Annotated in this window: 16 protein-coding genes; all 16 read right to left on the bottom strand. The window is 57.0% G+C overall.

Annotation, left to right across the window (positions count from 1 at the left end):
• Positions 1-51: 51 nt before the first annotated feature.
• The 16 genes from glmS to mnmG all read right to left on the bottom strand — a co-directional run bounded on the left by glmS (position 52) and on the right by mnmG (position 15,852).
• On the bottom strand, positions 52-1,884 hold the full coding sequence (gene glmS / locus BZL43_RS13590; protein WP_095632777.1) for a glutamine--fructose-6-phosphate transaminase (isomerizing): 1,833 nt from the start codon (positions 1,882-1,884) through the stop codon (positions 52-54).
• Position 1,885: 1 nt separating this feature from the next.
• Positions 1,886-2,662, bottom strand: a complete 777-nt coding sequence (locus BZL43_RS13585; RefSeq protein WP_095632776.1) for a DeoR/GlpR family DNA-binding transcription regulator — start codon at positions 2,660-2,662, stop codon at positions 1,886-1,888.
• A gap of 203 nt (positions 2,663-2,865) precedes the next feature.
• Positions 2,866-4,233, bottom strand: coding sequence for a bifunctional UDP-N-acetylglucosamine diphosphorylase/glucosamine-1-phosphate N-acetyltransferase GlmU (glmU, locus tag BZL43_RS13580; protein ID WP_095632775.1), 1,368 nt, complete (start codon positions 4,231-4,233; stop codon positions 2,866-2,868).
• A gap of 116 nt (positions 4,234-4,349) precedes the next feature.
• Complete coding sequence (locus tag BZL43_RS13575) at positions 4,350-4,775, bottom strand: F0F1 ATP synthase subunit epsilon (protein WP_007903037.1); 426 nt, start codon at positions 4,773-4,775, stop codon at positions 4,350-4,352.
• A 45-nt stretch (positions 4,776-4,820) separates the two neighbouring features.
• Positions 4,821-6,197: a F0F1 ATP synthase subunit beta gene (gene atpD, locus BZL43_RS13570; RefSeq protein WP_007969907.1), complete on the bottom strand. Its 1,377-nt coding sequence runs from the start codon at positions 6,195-6,197 to the stop codon at positions 4,821-4,823.
• 27 nt (positions 6,198-6,224) lie between these two features.
• Positions 6,225-7,085 carry a F0F1 ATP synthase subunit gamma gene (gene atpG / locus BZL43_RS13565; protein WP_007934344.1) on the bottom strand — a complete coding sequence of 287 codons (861 nt, stop codon included), beginning with the start codon at positions 7,083-7,085 and terminating at the stop codon, positions 6,225-6,227.
• A gap of 50 nt (positions 7,086-7,135) precedes the next feature.
• Positions 7,136-8,680, bottom strand: a complete 1,545-nt coding sequence (gene atpA / locus BZL43_RS13560) for a F0F1 ATP synthase subunit alpha (RefSeq protein WP_007969905.1) — start codon at positions 8,678-8,680, stop codon at positions 7,136-7,138.
• 21 nt (positions 8,681-8,701) lie between these two features.
• Positions 8,702-9,238, bottom strand: a complete 537-nt coding sequence (locus tag BZL43_RS13555; RefSeq protein WP_095632774.1) for a F0F1 ATP synthase subunit delta — start codon at positions 9,236-9,238, stop codon at positions 8,702-8,704.
• A gap of 12 nt (positions 9,239-9,250) precedes the next feature.
• Positions 9,251-9,721 (bottom strand): F0F1 ATP synthase subunit B, encoded by a 471-nt coding sequence (locus tag BZL43_RS13550; protein WP_095632773.1) that lies wholly within the window; start codon positions 9,719-9,721, stop codon positions 9,251-9,253.
• Between the two features lie 58 nt (positions 9,722-9,779).
• A complete protein-coding gene (gene atpE, locus BZL43_RS13545) occupies positions 9,780-10,037 on the bottom strand; it encodes a F0F1 ATP synthase subunit C (protein WP_003097235.1) in 258 nt (85 codons plus the stop codon).
• A 135-nt stretch (positions 10,038-10,172) separates the two neighbouring features.
• Entirely contained in the window at positions 10,173-11,042 is an 870-nt protein-coding gene (gene atpB, locus BZL43_RS13540; protein ID WP_095632772.1) for a F0F1 ATP synthase subunit A, read from the bottom strand.
• A 16-nt stretch (positions 11,043-11,058) separates the two neighbouring features.
• The gene (locus BZL43_RS13535) at positions 11,059-11,466 is read right to left on the bottom strand and encodes a F0F1 ATP synthase subunit I (RefSeq protein ID WP_095632771.1); all 408 of its coding nucleotides are present in this window, start codon (positions 11,464-11,466) and stop codon (positions 11,059-11,061) included.
• A 148-nt stretch (positions 11,467-11,614) separates the two neighbouring features.
• Positions 11,615-12,487: a ParB/RepB/Spo0J family partition protein gene (locus tag BZL43_RS13530; RefSeq protein WP_095632770.1), complete on the bottom strand. Its 873-nt coding sequence runs from the start codon at positions 12,485-12,487 to the stop codon at positions 11,615-11,617.
• 9 nt (positions 12,488-12,496) lie between these two features.
• Positions 12,497-13,294 carry a ParA family protein gene (locus tag BZL43_RS13525; RefSeq protein ID WP_007934331.1) on the bottom strand — a complete coding sequence of 266 codons (798 nt, stop codon included), beginning with the start codon at positions 13,292-13,294 and terminating at the stop codon, positions 12,497-12,499.
• 18 nt (positions 13,295-13,312) lie between these two features.
• A complete protein-coding gene (gene rsmG, locus BZL43_RS13520; protein ID WP_095632769.1) occupies positions 13,313-13,957 on the bottom strand; it encodes a 16S rRNA (guanine(527)-N(7))-methyltransferase RsmG in 645 nt (214 codons plus the stop codon).
• Positions 13,954-15,852, bottom strand: coding sequence for a tRNA uridine-5-carboxymethylaminomethyl(34) synthesis enzyme MnmG (gene mnmG, locus BZL43_RS13515; RefSeq protein WP_095632768.1), 1,899 nt, complete (start codon positions 15,850-15,852; stop codon positions 13,954-13,956). Before mnmG ends, rsmG begins: the two co-directional genes overlap by 4 nt.
• Between the last annotated feature and the right edge of the window lie 410 nt (positions 15,853-16,262).

The raw sequence follows: 16,262 nt of genomic DNA, 5'->3' as shown, positions 1-16,262 counted from the left end.
GCAGCCAAGGCTGCGGTCTTTTCATTCATCATTTCATCGCTTGTGGATAACTTATTCCACCGTCACCGACTTCGCCAGGTTACGTGGCTGGTCCACGTCAGTACCCTTCAAAACCGCCACATAGTACGAAAGCAGCTGCAACGGAATGGTGTAGAGGATCGGCGACAGGATGTTGTGGATGTGCGGCATCTGGACGACATGAGTGCCTTCGCCGTTGGTCATGCCCGCCTGTTCGTCGGCGAAGACGATCAGTTCACCGCCACGGGCGCGGACTTCCTGAAGGTTGGATTTCAGCTTCTCCAGCAATTCGTTGTTTGGCGCCACGGTGACCACTGGCATGTCGTTATCCACAAGCGCCAACGGGCCATGTTTCAGTTCGCCCGCCGGATAAGCTTCCGCGTGAATGTAGGAGATTTCCTTGAGCTTGAGGGCCCCTTCCATCGCTACCGGGAATTGTGCGCCGCGACCGAGGAACAGGGTGTGGTTCTTCTCGGCGAACAGCTCGGCGATTTTTTCCACGGTGCTGTCCATCGCCAGGGCTTCGCCCAAACGGGTCGGCAGGCGACGCAGTTCTTCAACCAGTGTGGCTTCGACACCTTCGGCCAACGTACTGCGAACCTGACCCAGGGACAGGGTCAGCAACAGCAGGCCAACCAGTTGAGTGGTGAAGGCTTTGGTCGAGGCCACGCCGATTTCGCGACCGGCCTGGGTCAACAGCGTCAGGTCCGACTCACGCACCAGAGAGCTGATGCCGACGTTGCAGATTGCCAGGCTGGCGAGGAAACCGAGCTCCTTGGCATTGCGCAGCGCGGCCAAGGTGTCGGCGGTTTCACCGGACTGGGAGATGCTCACGAACAGGGTATCTGGCTGCACCACTACCTTGCGATAGCGGAATTCGCTGGCGACTTCGACCTGACACGGAATACCCGCCAGTTCTTCGAGCCAGTAACGGGCAACCATGCCGGCGTGATAGCTGGTGCCGCAGGCGACGATCTGTACATTGCGTACCTTGGCAAACAGCTCGGTAGCTTCGGGGCCGAATGCTTCGACCAGCACCTTGTTTTGGCTCAGGCGACCTTCGAGGGTGCGCTGTACCACGACCGGTTGCTCATGAATTTCCTTGAGCATGTAATGGCGGAATTCGCCCTTGTCAGCCGCTTCGGCACCGTCGCGGTACTGCACGCTTTCACGCTGGACGAGCGCACCATCGATGTCCCAGATCTGCACGCTGTCGCGGCGAATTTCGGCGATGTCGCCTTCTTCCAGGTACATGAAACGGTCGGTGACCTGACGCAGCGCCAATTGGTCGGAAGCCAGGAAATTCTCCCCCATACCCAGACCGATCACCAATGGGCTGCCACTGCGGGCCGCCACCAGACGATCCGGTTGCAGGGCGCTGATCACCGCCAAACCGTAAGCACCGTGCAGCTCTTTCACGGTCGCTTTCAGGGCGATTGTCAGGTCGGGTTGCAGCTTGAGTTTTTCGTGCAGCAGATGCGCGATGACTTCAGTGTCAGTGTCCGAGGAGAACACGTGGCCCAACGCCTGGAGTTGCTGGCGCAGGGCGTCATGGTTCTCGATGATGCCGTTGTGCACCACCGCCAGATCGCCGGAAAAATGCGGGTGAGCATTACGCTCACACGGCGCGCCGTGGGTCGCCCAGCGGGTATGGGCAATGCCCAGACGGCCGACCAGGGGTTCTTCGATCAGCGCCTGTTCCAGTTCGCTGACCTTGCCCGGACGACGGGTGCGCAAGAGTTTTTCATCATTGGTGTACACCGCCACACCAGCGCTGTCATACCCACGGTATTCCAGACGCTTGAGGCCTTCGAGCAGGATGGCGGTAACGTTACGTTCTGCGACTGCACCGACAATTCCACACATGCTAGTTCTCCTGACTGACGGCGGCGCAAATCAAATTAATGCCGCGGGCCTGAATCTGATCGCGTGCCTCAACTGGCAGACGATCATCGGTAATGAGGGTATGGACGCTGCTCCATGGCAGCTCCAGATTGGGAATTTTGCGGCCGATCTTGTCGGCCTCGACCATCACGATCACTTCGCGGGCAACCTCGGCCATGACACGGCTCAAGCCCAGCAATTCATTGAAGGTGGTGGTCCCGCGCACCAGATCGATGCCATCGGCACCGATAAATAGCTGATCAAAGTCATATGAGCGTAGTACTTGCTCGGCCACCTGACCCTGGAAGGACTCGGAATGCGGGTCCCAGGTCCCGCCGGTCATCAGCAGCACCGGCTCGTGCTCGAGTTCGCTTAAAGCGTTGGCGACATACAGGGAATTGGTCATCACCACCAAACCCGGTTGTTGGCCGAGTTCCGGGATCATCGCGGCGGTGGTGCTGCCGCTGTCGATGATGATTCGCGCATGCTCGCGGATCCGCGTGACGGCGGCGCGAGCAATGGCCTGCTTGTATTTGGAAACCGGCTGGCCGATATCGGCGACCAGCTCCTGAGGCATGGTGACCGCCCCGCCATAGCGACGCAGCAACAGACCGTTGCTTTCAAGCGCGGCCAAGTCCTTGCGAATCGTAACTTCCGAGGTTTCGAAGCGCTTGGCCAGCTCATCCACACTGACTTCACCCTGCTCATTGAGCAGGGCAAGGATGTTATGGCGACGTTGGGGCGTGTTGCGCTTTGACATGGACTGGTAAGTTTCGATTCGAAAGATAACGTAAGCAATCAAAACCCATTAGCGAAACTTCGTCAAGCGGGACACGATAAAAATGATCTGTGGATAAAAAGTTTCGCGGGCAAGCCTCGCTCCTACAGACGGTGATTATTCCGTAGGAGCGAGGCTTGCCCGCGAAAGCGACCTCATGAGCACCACGTTGTGCTGTGGATAACTCAGCTCTTCTTGATCTTCTCCGGCCGTTTCCAGCCATCGATGTTTTTCTGCCGAGCCCGACCCACCGCCAACTGAGCCTTATCCACATTCTGGGTAATGGTCGAACCCGCCGCCGTGGTTGCACCCGCTGAGATATCCACAGGCGCGACCAACGAATTGTTGGAGCCGATGAATACATCTTCGCCCAACACGGTTTTCCACTTGTTCGCCCCATCGTAGTTACAGGTGATGGTGCCTGCGCCGATGTTGGTGCGCGCACCGATCTGGGCATCGCCCAGATACGTCAAGTGACCGGCCTTGGCGCCTTCGCCCATGTGGGCGTTCTTCAGTTCAACGAAGTTACCCACATGCGCACGAGCTTCCAGCACCGTGCCGGGACGCAAACGAGCGAATGGGCCGGCATCGCTGCCTTCACCGAGTATTGCGCCCTCGATATGGCTGTTGGCCTTGATCATTACGCCTTTGCGCAGGGTGCTGTCTTTGATCACGCAGTTCGGACCAATCACCACGTCGTCCTCGATGACGACTTTGCCTTCGAGGATCACGTTGATGTCGATCAGCACATCGCGACCAACGGTAACTTCGCCACGCACATCGAAACGCGCCGGGTCGCGCAACGTCACGCCTTGAGCCATCAAATGACGCGCCATGCGCAACTGATAATGACGCTCAAGTTCGGCCAGCTGCTTGCGATCGTTGGCGCCCTGCACTTCCATGGTGTCATGAGGGTGTTCAGTGGCCACCACCAGACCATCACTGACCGCCATGGCGATAACGTCGGTCAGGTAGTACTCACCTTGGGCATTGTTATTGGAGAGGCGACTCACCCAATCACCCAAACGTTCGAAAGGCAGCGCCAGAATGCCGGTATTGCCTTCGGTGATCGCACGTTCAATCTCGTTGGTGTCTTTATGCTCGACGATGGCGGCAACCTTACCGGCGGCATCGCGAACGATGCGGCCGTAACCCGTCGGGTCATCCAGCTCGACAGTCAACAAGCCCAATTGCTGCGGTTGAGCCAGTTTGAGCAGACGTTGCAGGGTTTCCACTTCAATCAACGGTACGTCACCGTACAGAATCAGCACGGTGTCGGACTTGATGAACGGGACGGCCTGGGCCACCGCATGTCCGGTACCCAGCTGTTGATCCTGCAGGACGAAATTCAGGTCATCGGCGCCCAGACGCTCGCGCACCACTTCAGCGCCATGGCCGATCACCACATGAATGCGTTGTGGATCAAGTTGCCGGGCGGTGTGGATAACATGGCCAAGCATTGAGTTACCGGCAACCGGGTGCAGAACTTTTGGCAAGGCCGAACGCATGCGCGTGCCTTGGCCGGCAGCGAGGATAACGATTTCAAGAGACATGACAGGCTACTAATCCTGGGGGTCAGCGGCTGCGACCGGGTGATAAAAGTCAGAAAAGAAAAAAGGGTAGCCGAGGCTACCCTTTTTAATCAATCGCGCAATAAGTCGATGGCCGATTAGTGGCCGAACTTCTTGCGGATCTGCTGGACGGTGCGCAGCTGAGCTGCAGCCTCGGCCAGACGTGCGGCAGCAGCTCCGTAATCGAACTCTGCGCCTTTGTCATGCAGGGCCTTCTCGGCAGCCTGAACTGCTTCCCGAGCGGAGGCTTCATCCAGGTCGGCAGCACGTTGCACGGTGTCGGCAAGAACCTTGACCATGTTCGGCTGAACCTCGAGGAAACCACCGGAGATGTAATACACCTCCTCTTCCCCGCCCTGCTTGATCAGTCGGATCGGGCCCGGCTTGAGATTGGTGATCAGCGGCGCGTGACCCAGAGCGATACCAAGATCACCCAGTGCACCGTGCGCAACCACCATCTCGACCAGGCCGGAAAATATTTCCCCTTCCGCGCTGACGATATCGCAATGGACTGTCATAGCCATCTGATTGCCTCAACCTAAATTAGCGCCCGTTGCCGGGCGCCGGGATTACAGTTTCTTGGCTTTCTCGATCGCTTCTTCGATGCCGCCGACCATGTAGAACGCTTGTTCTGGCAGGTGGTCGTAGTCACCGTTGAGGATGCCTTTGAAGCCAGCAATGGTGTCTTTCAGGGAAACGTATTTACCCGAAGCACCGGTGAAGACTTCAGCCACGAAGAACGGCTGCGACAAGAAACGCTGGATCTTACGAGCACGGTTTACCAACTGCTTGTCGGCTTCCGACAGCTCGTCCATACCCAGGATCGCAATGATGTCCTTCAGTTCTTTGTAACGCTGCAGCACGTACTGAACACCGCGAGCGGTTTCGTAGTGGTCGTTGCCGATCACGTTCGGGTCCAGCTGACGCGAAGTCGAGTCCAGTGGATCTACCGCCGGGTAGATACCCAGGGAAGCGATGTCACGGGACAGAACGACGGTGGCGTCCAAGTGGGCGAAGGTGGTCGCTGGCGACGGGTCGGTCAAGTCGTCCGCTGGTACGTATACCGCCTGGATCGAAGTAATCGAACCTTGCTTGGTCGAAGTGATGCGCTCTTGCAGCACGCCCATCTCTTCAGCCAGGGTCGGCTGGTAACCTACTGCCGAAGGCATACGGCCCAGCAGTGCGGATACTTCAGTACCGGCCAGGGTGTAACGATAGATGTTGTCGACGAACAGCAGAACGTCGTTACCTTCGTCACGGAACTTCTCGGCCATGGTCAGGCCGGTCAGTGCTACGCGCAGACGGTTTCCCGGCGGCTCGTTCATCTGACCGTAAACCAGTGCCACTTTGTCCAGAACGTTGGAATCCTTCATCTCGTGGTAGAAGTCGTTACCCTCACGAGTACGCTCACCCACACCGGCGAACACGGAATAACCGCTGTGCTCGATGGCGATGTTACGGATCAGTTCCATCATGTTCACGGTCTTGCCTACACCGGCACCACCGAACAGACCGACTTTACCGCCCTTGGCGAACGGGCAAACCAGGTCGATAACCTTGATGCCTGTTTCCAGCAGCTCGTTGCCACCGGCTTGTTCAGCGAAGGTTGGCGCAGGGCGGTGAATGCCCCAACGCTCTTCTTCGCCGATCGGGCCAGCTTCGTCGATCGGGTTGCCCAGTACGTCCATGATCCGGCCCAGGGTCGCTTTACCGACCGGTACGGAAATGGCTGCGCCAGTGTTGTTGACGTCCAGACCGCGCTTCAAGCCTTCGGTGGAGCCCATCGCAATGGTACGAACCACGCCGTCGCCCAGCTGCTGCTGAACTTCCAGAGTGGTTTCGGCACCTTGAACTTTCAAGGCGTCGTAGATGCTCGGTACGCTGTCGCGTGGAAATTCCACGTCGATAACGGCGCCGATGATTTGAACGATACGTCCGCTACTCATAGCTGGATCCTCTGAATATTTGAACCGTTAAACCGCGGCAGCGCCGCCGACGATTTCCGAGATCTCTTGGGTGATCGCAGCCTGACGCGCCTTGTTGTAGACCAGCTGCAAATCGCTGATCAAATCACCGGCGTTGTCGGTAGCGTTCTTCATTGCGATCATCCGCGCAGCTTGTTCAGCCGCGTTGTTCTCGACCACCGCCTGGTAGACCTGCGACTCAACGTAACGGACCATCAAGCCATCGAGCAGCTCCTTGGCATCCGGTTCGTAGAGATAGTCCCAGTGGTGCTTGAGTTCTTGATCCGGGGTTGCCACCAGTGGAATCAACTGCTCCACGGTAGGCTGTTGCGTCATGGTGTTGATGAACTTGTTGGACACCACGGACAGGCGGTCAATCCGGCCGTCCAGGTAGGCATCCAGCATCACCTTGACGCTGCCGATCAGATCATTGATCGACGGCTCTTCACCCAGGTGGCTGATAGCTGCAACGACGTTACCGCCGAAGTTGCGGAAGAAAGCCGCACCCTTGCTACCAACGACACACAGATCGATCTCGACGCCGTTTTCGCGGTTTACCGCCATGTCCTTGACCAAAGCCTTGAACAGGTTGGTGTTCAAGCCACCACACAGACCACGGTCACTGCTCACAACGACATAACCGACGCGCTTTACTTCACGGTCGATCATGAACGGGTGGCGATATTCCGGGTTAGCGTTGGCCAGATGGCCAATAACCTGGCGGATGCGCTCCGCATAAGGACGGCTAGCAGCCATGCGCATTTGTGCCTTGCGCATTTTGCTGACCGCCACTTTTTCCATGGCGCTGGTAATTTTTTGCGTGCTTTTGATGCTCGCAATCTTACTGCGAATCTCTTTTGCGCCTGCCATGTAACACCTATCAGGTTAGCAAGCGGGAGCCGCTAGGCTCCCGCTGCGGCTTACCAGGTTTGGGTGGCCTTGAACTTCTCGATACCGGCTTTCAGGCCGCCATCGATTTCGTCATTGAAGTCACCCTTCACGTTGATCTTCGCCATCAAGTCGGCGTGATCGCGGTTGAAGTAAGCAATCAGCGCTTGTTCGAAGCTGCCGATCTTGGCGATTTCAACGTCGGTCAGGAACCCACGCTCAGCGGCATACAGCGACAGCGACATGTCGGCGATCGACATTGGCGCGTATTGCTTCTGCTTCATCAGCTCGGTAACGCGCTGACCATGCTCAAGTTGCTTACGGGTCGCTTCGTCCAGGTCAGAAGCGAACTGGGCGAATGCCGCCAGTTCACGGTACTGAGCCAGAGCGGTACGGATACCACCGGAGAGCTTCTTGATGATCTTGGTCTGAGCGGCACCACCCACACGGGATACCGAAACACCGGCGTTCACTGCAGGACGGATGCCCGAGTTGAACATGGCCGATTCCAGGAAGATCTGACCGTCGGTGATGGAAATCACGTTGGTCGGAACGAACGCGGAAACGTCGCCAGCCTGGGTTTCGATGATCGGCAATGCGGTCAGGGAACCGGTTTTGCCGGTCACTGCGCCGTTAGTGAACTTCTCTACGTACTCTTCCGAAACGCGGGATGCGCGCTCCAGCAGACGGGAGTGGAGATAGAACACGTCGCCTGGGTAAGCTTCACGGCCTGGTGGACGGCGCAGCAGCAGGGAAATCTGGCGGTAAGCCACTGCTTGCTTGGACAGATCGTCATAAACGATCAGCGCGTCTTCACCGCGGTCGCGGAAGTATTCGCCCATGGTGCAACCGGAGTACGGTGCCAGGAACTGCAGTGCTGCAGATTCCGAAGCGCTCGCCGCTACGATGATGGTGTTAGCCAGTGCACCGTTTTCTTCCAGCTTGCGAACCACGTTAGCGATGGTCGATTGTTTCTGACCGATGGCTACGTAGACGCAGAAAATGCCGCTGTCTTTCTGGTTGATGATCGCGTCGATCGCCAGAGCGGTTTTACCGATCTGACGGTCACCGATGATCAGCTCACGCTGGCCACGGCCGACAGGGATCATGGCATCGACAGCCTTGTAGCCAGTCTGTACAGGCTGGTCTACCGATTTACGCCAGATCACGCCTGGAGCAACTTTCTCGACCGCGTCGGTCTCGGTGTTGTTCAGCGGACCCTTGCCGTCAACTGGGTTACCCAGTGCGTCGACTACGCGACCCAGCAGTTCCTTACCAACCGGAACTTCCAGGATGCGGCCGGTGCACTTGGCGCTCATGCCTTCAGCCAGAGTCTGGTATGCGCCCAATACTACGGCACCTACAGAGTCTTGCTCCAGGTTGAGGGCCATGCCGAAGACGCCGCCCGGAAACTCGATCATCTCGCCGTACATGACGTCGGCCAGACCGTGAATCCGCACGATGCCGTCAGATACGCTGACGACAGTGCCTTCGTTACGGGCTTGGGAGGTCACATCGAGCTTGTCGATGCGGCCCTTGATAATTTCACTTATTTCGGAAGGATTGAGTTGCTGCATTGCTCTGCTGCCCCTTCAAACTCAAGATTTCAATGCTTCGGCAAGTTTCGCGATTTTGCCGCGAATCGAGCCATCGATAACCAGGTCGCCGGCGCGGATGACAACACCCCCAATAAGGGATGAGTCTTCCTCGACTTGCAGGCGCACTTCCCGGTTGAGTCGTGCACTGAGAACCTTGGCGAGTTTGTCTTGCTGTTCTTGGTTCAATGCGAAAGCACTGGTGACTTCAACGTCTACCGATTTCTCTTGTTCTGCCTTGTACAGGTCGAACAGAGCGGCGATCTCCGGCAACAGCGGGAGACGGTCGTTTTCGGCAACGACGTTGATGAAGTTCTGTGCCTTGACATCAAACTTGTCGCCGCACACGTCAATAAACGTGGCGGCCTTTTCTGCGCTCGTCAGTCGCGGGGCCTTGAGCACGCGCTGCATGATGTCGTCTTCCGACACCGCTGCAGCCAGGCCGAGCATGGCTGACCAATTGGCCAGTTGCTGGTGGGCCTGAGCGTGCTCGAAGGCCGCCTTAGCGTAAGGTCGGGCCAACGTGGTCAGTTCTGCCATGATCGCCCTCGCTTAGATTTCAGCAGCCAGTTGGTTAACCAGCTCTGCGTGCGCGTTTTGATCGATTGTGGCACCCAGGATCTTCGAAGCACCGCCAACGGCCAGGCTACCCACTTGGGCGCGCAGCGCGTCTTTGACGCTGTTCAGTTCCTGTTCGATCTCGGCTTGAGCCTGAGCCTTCACACGGTCAGCTTCGACGCGAGCCTGTTCACGGGCTTCGTCGACAATCTGGGTACCGCGTTTCTTGGCTTGCTCGATGATTTCAGCTGCCTGAGCTTTCGCTTCGCGCAGTTGCTGACCCGCTTTCTCTTGGGCCAACTCCAGGTCGCGAGCTGCACGGCTGGCAGCGTCCAGACCATCAGCGATCTTCTTTTGACGTTCGTGCAGAGCCGTAATGACCGGAGGCCATACGAACTTCATGCAGAACAGTACAAAAATCAGGAACGCAACGGACTGGCCAATCAGGGTCGCATTAATGTTCACGCCAACACCTCGCAGTTACGTTGTCCATCACACCAAATTACCCGGAAGATCCGAGTAATTAGCCAGCGATCTGACCAACGAACGGGTTCGCAAAGGTGAAGAACAGAGCGATACCAACACCGATCATGGTTACGGCGTCGAGCAGACCGGCAACGATGAACATTTTGACTTGCAGCATTGGAACCATTTCTGGCTGACGCGCAGCGCCTTCCAGGAACTTGCCGCCCAACAGGCCGAAACCAATTGCGGTACCCAGTGCGCCCAGGCCGATCAACAGTGCAACAGCGATAGCGGTTAGACCAACTACAGTTTCCATCTTTCCTCCCGACTTTTACGTCGTATGGTTTAGGTTTTTTAGATTTTAAAGCGGGTAAAACAAATCGTTTCATAGCCCTGTTCGGGCACCCACCCGTGTTACCGGGTGGGACATCAGACCAGCCTGAGACTGGTCTTAATGGTTCTGTTCGTGCGCCATCGACAGGTAAACGATGGTCAGCATCATGAAGATAAACGCCTGCAGGGTGATGATCAGGATGTGGAACACAGCCCACGCCCACTGCAGAACTACGCCCAGGCCGCTGAGCCAGAGCAGACCGCTGCCGAACATCACAGCAATCAGAATGAAGACCAGTTCACCGGCATACATGTTGCCGAACAGACGCAGTGCCAACGAGATCGGCTTGGCAATCAGAGTCACGAATTCAAGCAGGAAGTTCACCGGAATCAGCAGGGCTTGAACGAAGATGTTCTTGCTGCCGAACGGGTGCAGGGTCAGTTCGCCGATGAAACCGCCGATGCCCTTGACCTTGATGCTGTAGAAAATGATCAACGCGAATACCGACAGGGCCATGCCCAGGGTAGCGTTCGGGTCGGTGGTCGATACGGCGCGGAACGGAATGTGCGAATCGCCGGAGATCAACATGGCCACTTGAGGAATCCAGTCAACCGGAATCAGGTCGACGGCGTTCATCAGGAAGACCCAGACGAAGATGGTCAGCGCCAACGGTGCAATCACCGGGCTACGGCCATGGAAGCTGTCTTTCACGCTGCCATCGACGAATTCGACCAATACTTCAACGAAGTTCTGCAAAGCACCAGGCTGACCGGAAGTCGCCTTCTTTGCCGCCATGCGGAAAAGAAAAACGAAAATCAGACCCAATGCGACCGACCAGCCGAGTGTATCGACGTGGAAAGCCCAGAAGCCCATTTCTTTGGCTTCTGCTGCGGTGTGGGCAAAACCCCACCCGCCGGTTGGGTGCTGACCGAAGGTCAGGTTCTGCAAGTGGTGCTGGATATAGCCCGAAGCGGTTGTCTCTGCCATGGTTGCCTCAAACGCCCTAAGGTCTCGAAAGTCTTGTTCTCATTAGCAGGGGAGCGAACCAGCTAACCAGTTGGGTCAGCACGAAGACGCCGAATACTGCTAACGGCGCCAATGGCTTCACACCTGCGAACGTCAATGCAAACAGCACTGCCGTCAAAATCAGTTTGCCCGCCTCGCCGGCATAAAAAGACCGGACGATGGCTTGAGCTGCTCGGGCACCGGAAAACCGGAATGCCCTGTGAGCGAAATAAATATTGGGAAGCAAGGCTATCAGGCCTCCGCAGAGTCCCGAGTACCCGGCACCGACTCCATGCCATTGCCAGAGCGCCAAAGCAGCGATCAGCAAAACGACAAATTGAGCCATTAACACCGGAAAAACTGCCAGGCGATGGAACGGCAAGCGGTCTGGCGTGCGGTTTTCCATCTCTTTTGCTCCCCAATGGTCGGCTGCCAGAATTCAATAACTTGGCATAATTTGTGCCGACAAAATGCGCGCAGAGTATAGGGGCGGTTCTGCCCCTATTCAACTGTCAGGTAGTGATTTCCGACTTCACGCTACATGAGGAATTGTTTCAGCGGATGTGTGCGAGCACACCTTGAAGTTCATCAAGAGAGTTGTAGCCGATCACCAGCTGCCCCTTACCCTTCTTTCCATGGCGGATCTGCACCGCAGAGCCTAGGCGCTCGGCCAGACGCTGCTCGAGCCGGGCGATATCCGGGTCCGGTTTTGCAGGTTCAACAGGCTCCGGTTTGTCACTCAACCACTGGCGAACCAGTGCTTCAGTCTGGCGTACGGTCAGCCCCCGTGCGACAACGTGTCGCGCCCCTTCAACTTGTTGATTTTCCGGCAAACCAAGCAAGGCTCGGGCATGACCCATTTCCAGATCGCCGTGAGACAGCATGGTTTTGATGACTTCCGGCAGCGTAATCAGACGCAACAGATTGGCGACGGTGACGCGGGATTTACCCACAGCCTCGGCCACTTGTTGTTGAGTCAGCTGGAATTCCTGCTGCAAACGCTGCAAGGCCACCGCTTCTTCGATCGGATTGAGGTCTTCGCGCTGGATGTTTTCGATCAGCGCCATGGCGATGGCGGTTTCATCCGGCACATCGCGAACCATCGCCGGGATGGTTTCCTGGCCAGCCTGCTGGCTGGCGCGCCAGCGGCGTTCGCCGGCGATGATTTCGAAGCGCCCGCTGCCGATCGGGCGAACCACAATCGGCTGCATCACGCCCTGGGCCCTGATCGACTGCGCCAGCTCCTCCAGCGCTTGCGGATCCATGTCCCGACGCGGCTGGTACTTGCCACGCTGGATCAGGTCCAGGGGCAGGTGCTGCAGCTCACGCTGGTCGGCTTGTACCGCTTGCTCTTCCAGCGAGCTGACGGTCGGACCACTCAGCAGTGCATCCAGTCCACGTCCGAGACCTCGTTTCTTGACGGCCATGGGGATTCCTTAAGTTGCCTGAGCAGCGGCGGTGCGTGAGTTTTTGCGCTGACGGCGAACCATCTCGCCCGCCAATGCCAGATAGGCAATCGCGCCCCGCGATGATTTGTCATACGCCAGCGCCGGCATGCCATAGCTGGGCGCTTCGGCCAGACGGATGTTGCGTGGAATGACGGTGTCATAGAGCTGATCGCCGAAGTGTTCCTTGAGCTGCGCCGATACGTCGTTCATCAGGCTCAGGCGCGGGTCGTACATGGTCCGCAACAGGCCTTCGACTTTCAGGTTCGGGTTTAGCAGTTCGGCGATGCGCTTGATGTTATCCACAAGGTCGCTCAACCCTTCGAGCGCGAAGTACTCGCACTGCATGGGGATAATCACCCCGTCGGCGGCAACCAGCGCATTGAGCGTCAACATCGACAGCGACGGCGGGCAGTCGATCAAAATGTAATCGTAGTTTTCCCGGATCGGCGCCAACGCACTGCGCAGACGGCTTTCCTTCATCTGCATTTCCAGCAGAACCACTTCGGCCGCCGTCAGGTCGCGGTTGGCCGGCAGCAACTGGTAACCACCGTGTTCGGAATAGTGCATGGCCTGGGCCAGATCGCATTCTCCGATCAGCAGGTCGTAGACCGAATTTTCCAGGCCGTGTTTATCCACACCGCTACCCATGGTGGCGTTGCCCTGTGGATCAAGATCGATCAACAGCACCCGACGCTTGGTAGCGACCAGGGAAGCTGCGAGGTTGATGCAGGTGGTGGTCTTGCCCACACCACCCTTCTGGTTCGCTATCGCGAATACCTTAGCCATTCTTGCTTGTGTTCCCAATCATGCCCTGCGGCGCAGTATCAGCAGATGGCGTTGGCCTTGGCAACCGGGTACGGCCAGGGCGTGTTCGCTATCGAGGTGGAAGTCTGCCGGCAATGCTACCAGCTCATCAGCAGGATGAACGCCCTTCATTGCCAGCCAACGTGTTTCGGTATCGCCCAAATGGCGTGTCCAGTTGCTGAAGTTCTCCATGCTGCTGAACGCACGGGAAATAATCCCGTTGAATGGCTGTTCAGGCTGGAAGGCTTCAACGCGACTGTGGATAACTTGCAGGTTATCCAGTTTGAGTTCGAGTTTGACCTGGGTCAGGAAGCGGGTTTTCTTGCCGTTACTGTCCAGGCAGGTCACTTGCGACTCGGGAAACAGGATCGCCAGGGGAATCCCGGGCATGCCGCCGCCACTGCCCACATCCAGCCAGCGGCCGTTTTCGATGAAGGACATGACGCTGAGGCTATCGAGCAAATGTCGGGAAACCATTTCGTCCGGATCACGCACGGCCGTGAGGTTGTAGGCCTTGTTCCATTTTATCAACAGGGCCAGATAACCCAGCAGCTGTGCATGCTGGGCGTCCGTCAGGTTGACACCGAGCTGGCGAGCACCTGTGGATAACTCTTCGGCGTGTTGCGAGGTGACCAACGAACTCAAGCGCTTTGCTCCAACTGACGGCCCGCGCCGCGTTTTTTCAAATGAATCATCAACAGCGAAATCGCTGCCGGGGTCACGCCCGGAATACGCGACGCCTGGCCCAGGGTCTCTGGACGGGTCGCGCCGAGCTTGCTCTGGATCTCTTTCGAGAGACCGGAGATGTTCGTGTAATCGATATCCACAGGCAATTTGGTGTCTTCGCTGGCCCGCAGGCGCACGATTTCATCCTGTTGACGATCAATGTAACCGGCGTATTTGGTCTTGATTTCGACCTGTTCGGCGACTTGTGGGTCTTCTGCGCCCCCACCGGTCACGGCGATCAGACCAGCGTAGTCGATTTCCGGACGGCTCAGCAGGTTGAGCAAATTGTATTCGTGGGTCAGCGGCGTGCCGAACTTCTCGGAAATCGCATCGCCCTGCTCGGTGCCCGGGCGAACCCAGGTACTTTTCAGGCGTTGCTCTTCCAGATCGATGCTTTCGCGTTTCTTGCAGAACGCAGCCCAACGCACGTCATCCACCAGACCCAATTCGCGACCTTTTTCGGTCAGGCGCAGGTCGGCGTTGTCTTCGCGCAGGATCAAACGGTATTCGGCGCGGGACGTGAACATCCGGTACGGTTCCTGGGTTCCCAGGGTAATCAGGTCATCGACCAGAACGCCGATGTACGCTTCGTCGCGACGCGGGCACCAGGCATCTTTGCCCTGAGCACGCAGGGCGGCGTTGGCTCCGGCCAGCAAACCTTGGGCGCCAGCTTCTTCGTAACCGGTGGTGCCGTTGATTTGCCCGGCGAAGAACAGACCGCCAATCACTTTGGTTTCCAGGCTGTACTTCAGGTCACGCGGGTCGAAGTAGTCGTATTCGATGGCGTAGCCCGGACGAACGATGTGTGCGTTTTCCATGCCGCGGATCGATTGCACGATCTGCAATTGCACGTCGAACGGCAGGGATGTGGATATCCCGTTCGGGTACAGCTCATGGGTGGTCAAACCTTCCGGCTCGATGAAGACCTGGTGACTTTCCTTGTCAGCAAAACGGTGGATCTTGTCTTCGATCGATGGGCAATAACGCGGACCGATGCCTTCGATCAACCCCGCATCGGAATACATCGGCGAACGATCAAGGTTCGAAGCAATGATTTCGTGGGTACGGGCGTTGGTGTGGGTAATCCAGCAGCTGACCTGTTGCGGATGCTGCTCTTTGGAGCCCATGAACGACATCACCGGAATCGGCGTATCCCCCGCTTGCTCGGTCATCACCGAGAAATCCACAGTGCGACCGTCGATACGTGGCGGTGTACCGGTTTTCAGGCGACCGACACGCAATGGCAGTTCACGCAGACGATGCGCGAGGGCAATCGATGGCGGATCACCGGCGCGACCGCCGGAATAATTCTGCATGCCGATGTGGATAAGTCCACCAAGGAAGGTACCGGTGGTCAACACCACGGAATCGGCGAAGAAACGCAGACCCATTTGGGTGACAACACCACGCACTTGTTCCTGCTCGACAATCAGATCATCCGCAGCTTGTTGAAATATCCACAGGTTCGGCTGGTTTTCCAGAGCTTCGCGGACAGCGGCCTTGTACAAAACCCGATCGGCCTGAGCGCGGGTTGCACGCACGGCAGGGCCTTTGCGGCTGTTCAATACGCGAAACTGAATACCACCTTTATCGGTAGCCATGGCCATCGCGCCGCCGAGGGCATCGATTTCTTTAACCAGATGGCTTTTGCCGATCCCGCCAATGGCGGGGTTGCAACTCATGGCACCGAGGGTTTCCACGTTATGCGTCAGCAACAGGGTTTTTGCCCCCATACGTGCTGATGCAAGTGCTGCCTCGGTACCGGCATGACCGCCGCCGATGACGATCACTTCAAAACGGGAAGGGAAATCCACCACGCACCTCGTGCCTGCTTCAGTCAGGTAATCCGGAAATAGTTTGATCTCAGGTTTTTGGACCTGGTCGGCAAGTATAGGGACTTCGCCCTTCCTAAAGAACCCTTTGCACAAAATTTAACCAGCTGTGGAGAAGTCGAGGTTATAGAAATTAAAAAGAGAGAAATTTATTAAATCTTTGTTTTTATGTTTATTTCTACTGAACCACCTTTCTGTGGATAGATTGATACAGCCCTTTATTTTCAATATGTACAGAGATTCAAAACCCTGTGGTCATGTGCCAATGAGGCCCTTGGATAACCGGTGTAAGCCTGTGGATGAAAGGGGTGGTTATCCACAGAGGCGGTTATCTTCAGTTTTGAGGCCCTGTTATCAACTGCCCTTAGCGACACTTATTCACAGGGCTTAAT

Origin of the sequence: Pseudomonas sp. PICF141 (genome assembly GCF_002286815.1) — a bacterium.
Classification (GTDB): Bacteria; Pseudomonadota; Gammaproteobacteria; order Pseudomonadales; family Pseudomonadaceae; genus Aquipseudomonas.
This window is presented reverse-complemented; position numbering and strand designations above follow the sequence as displayed.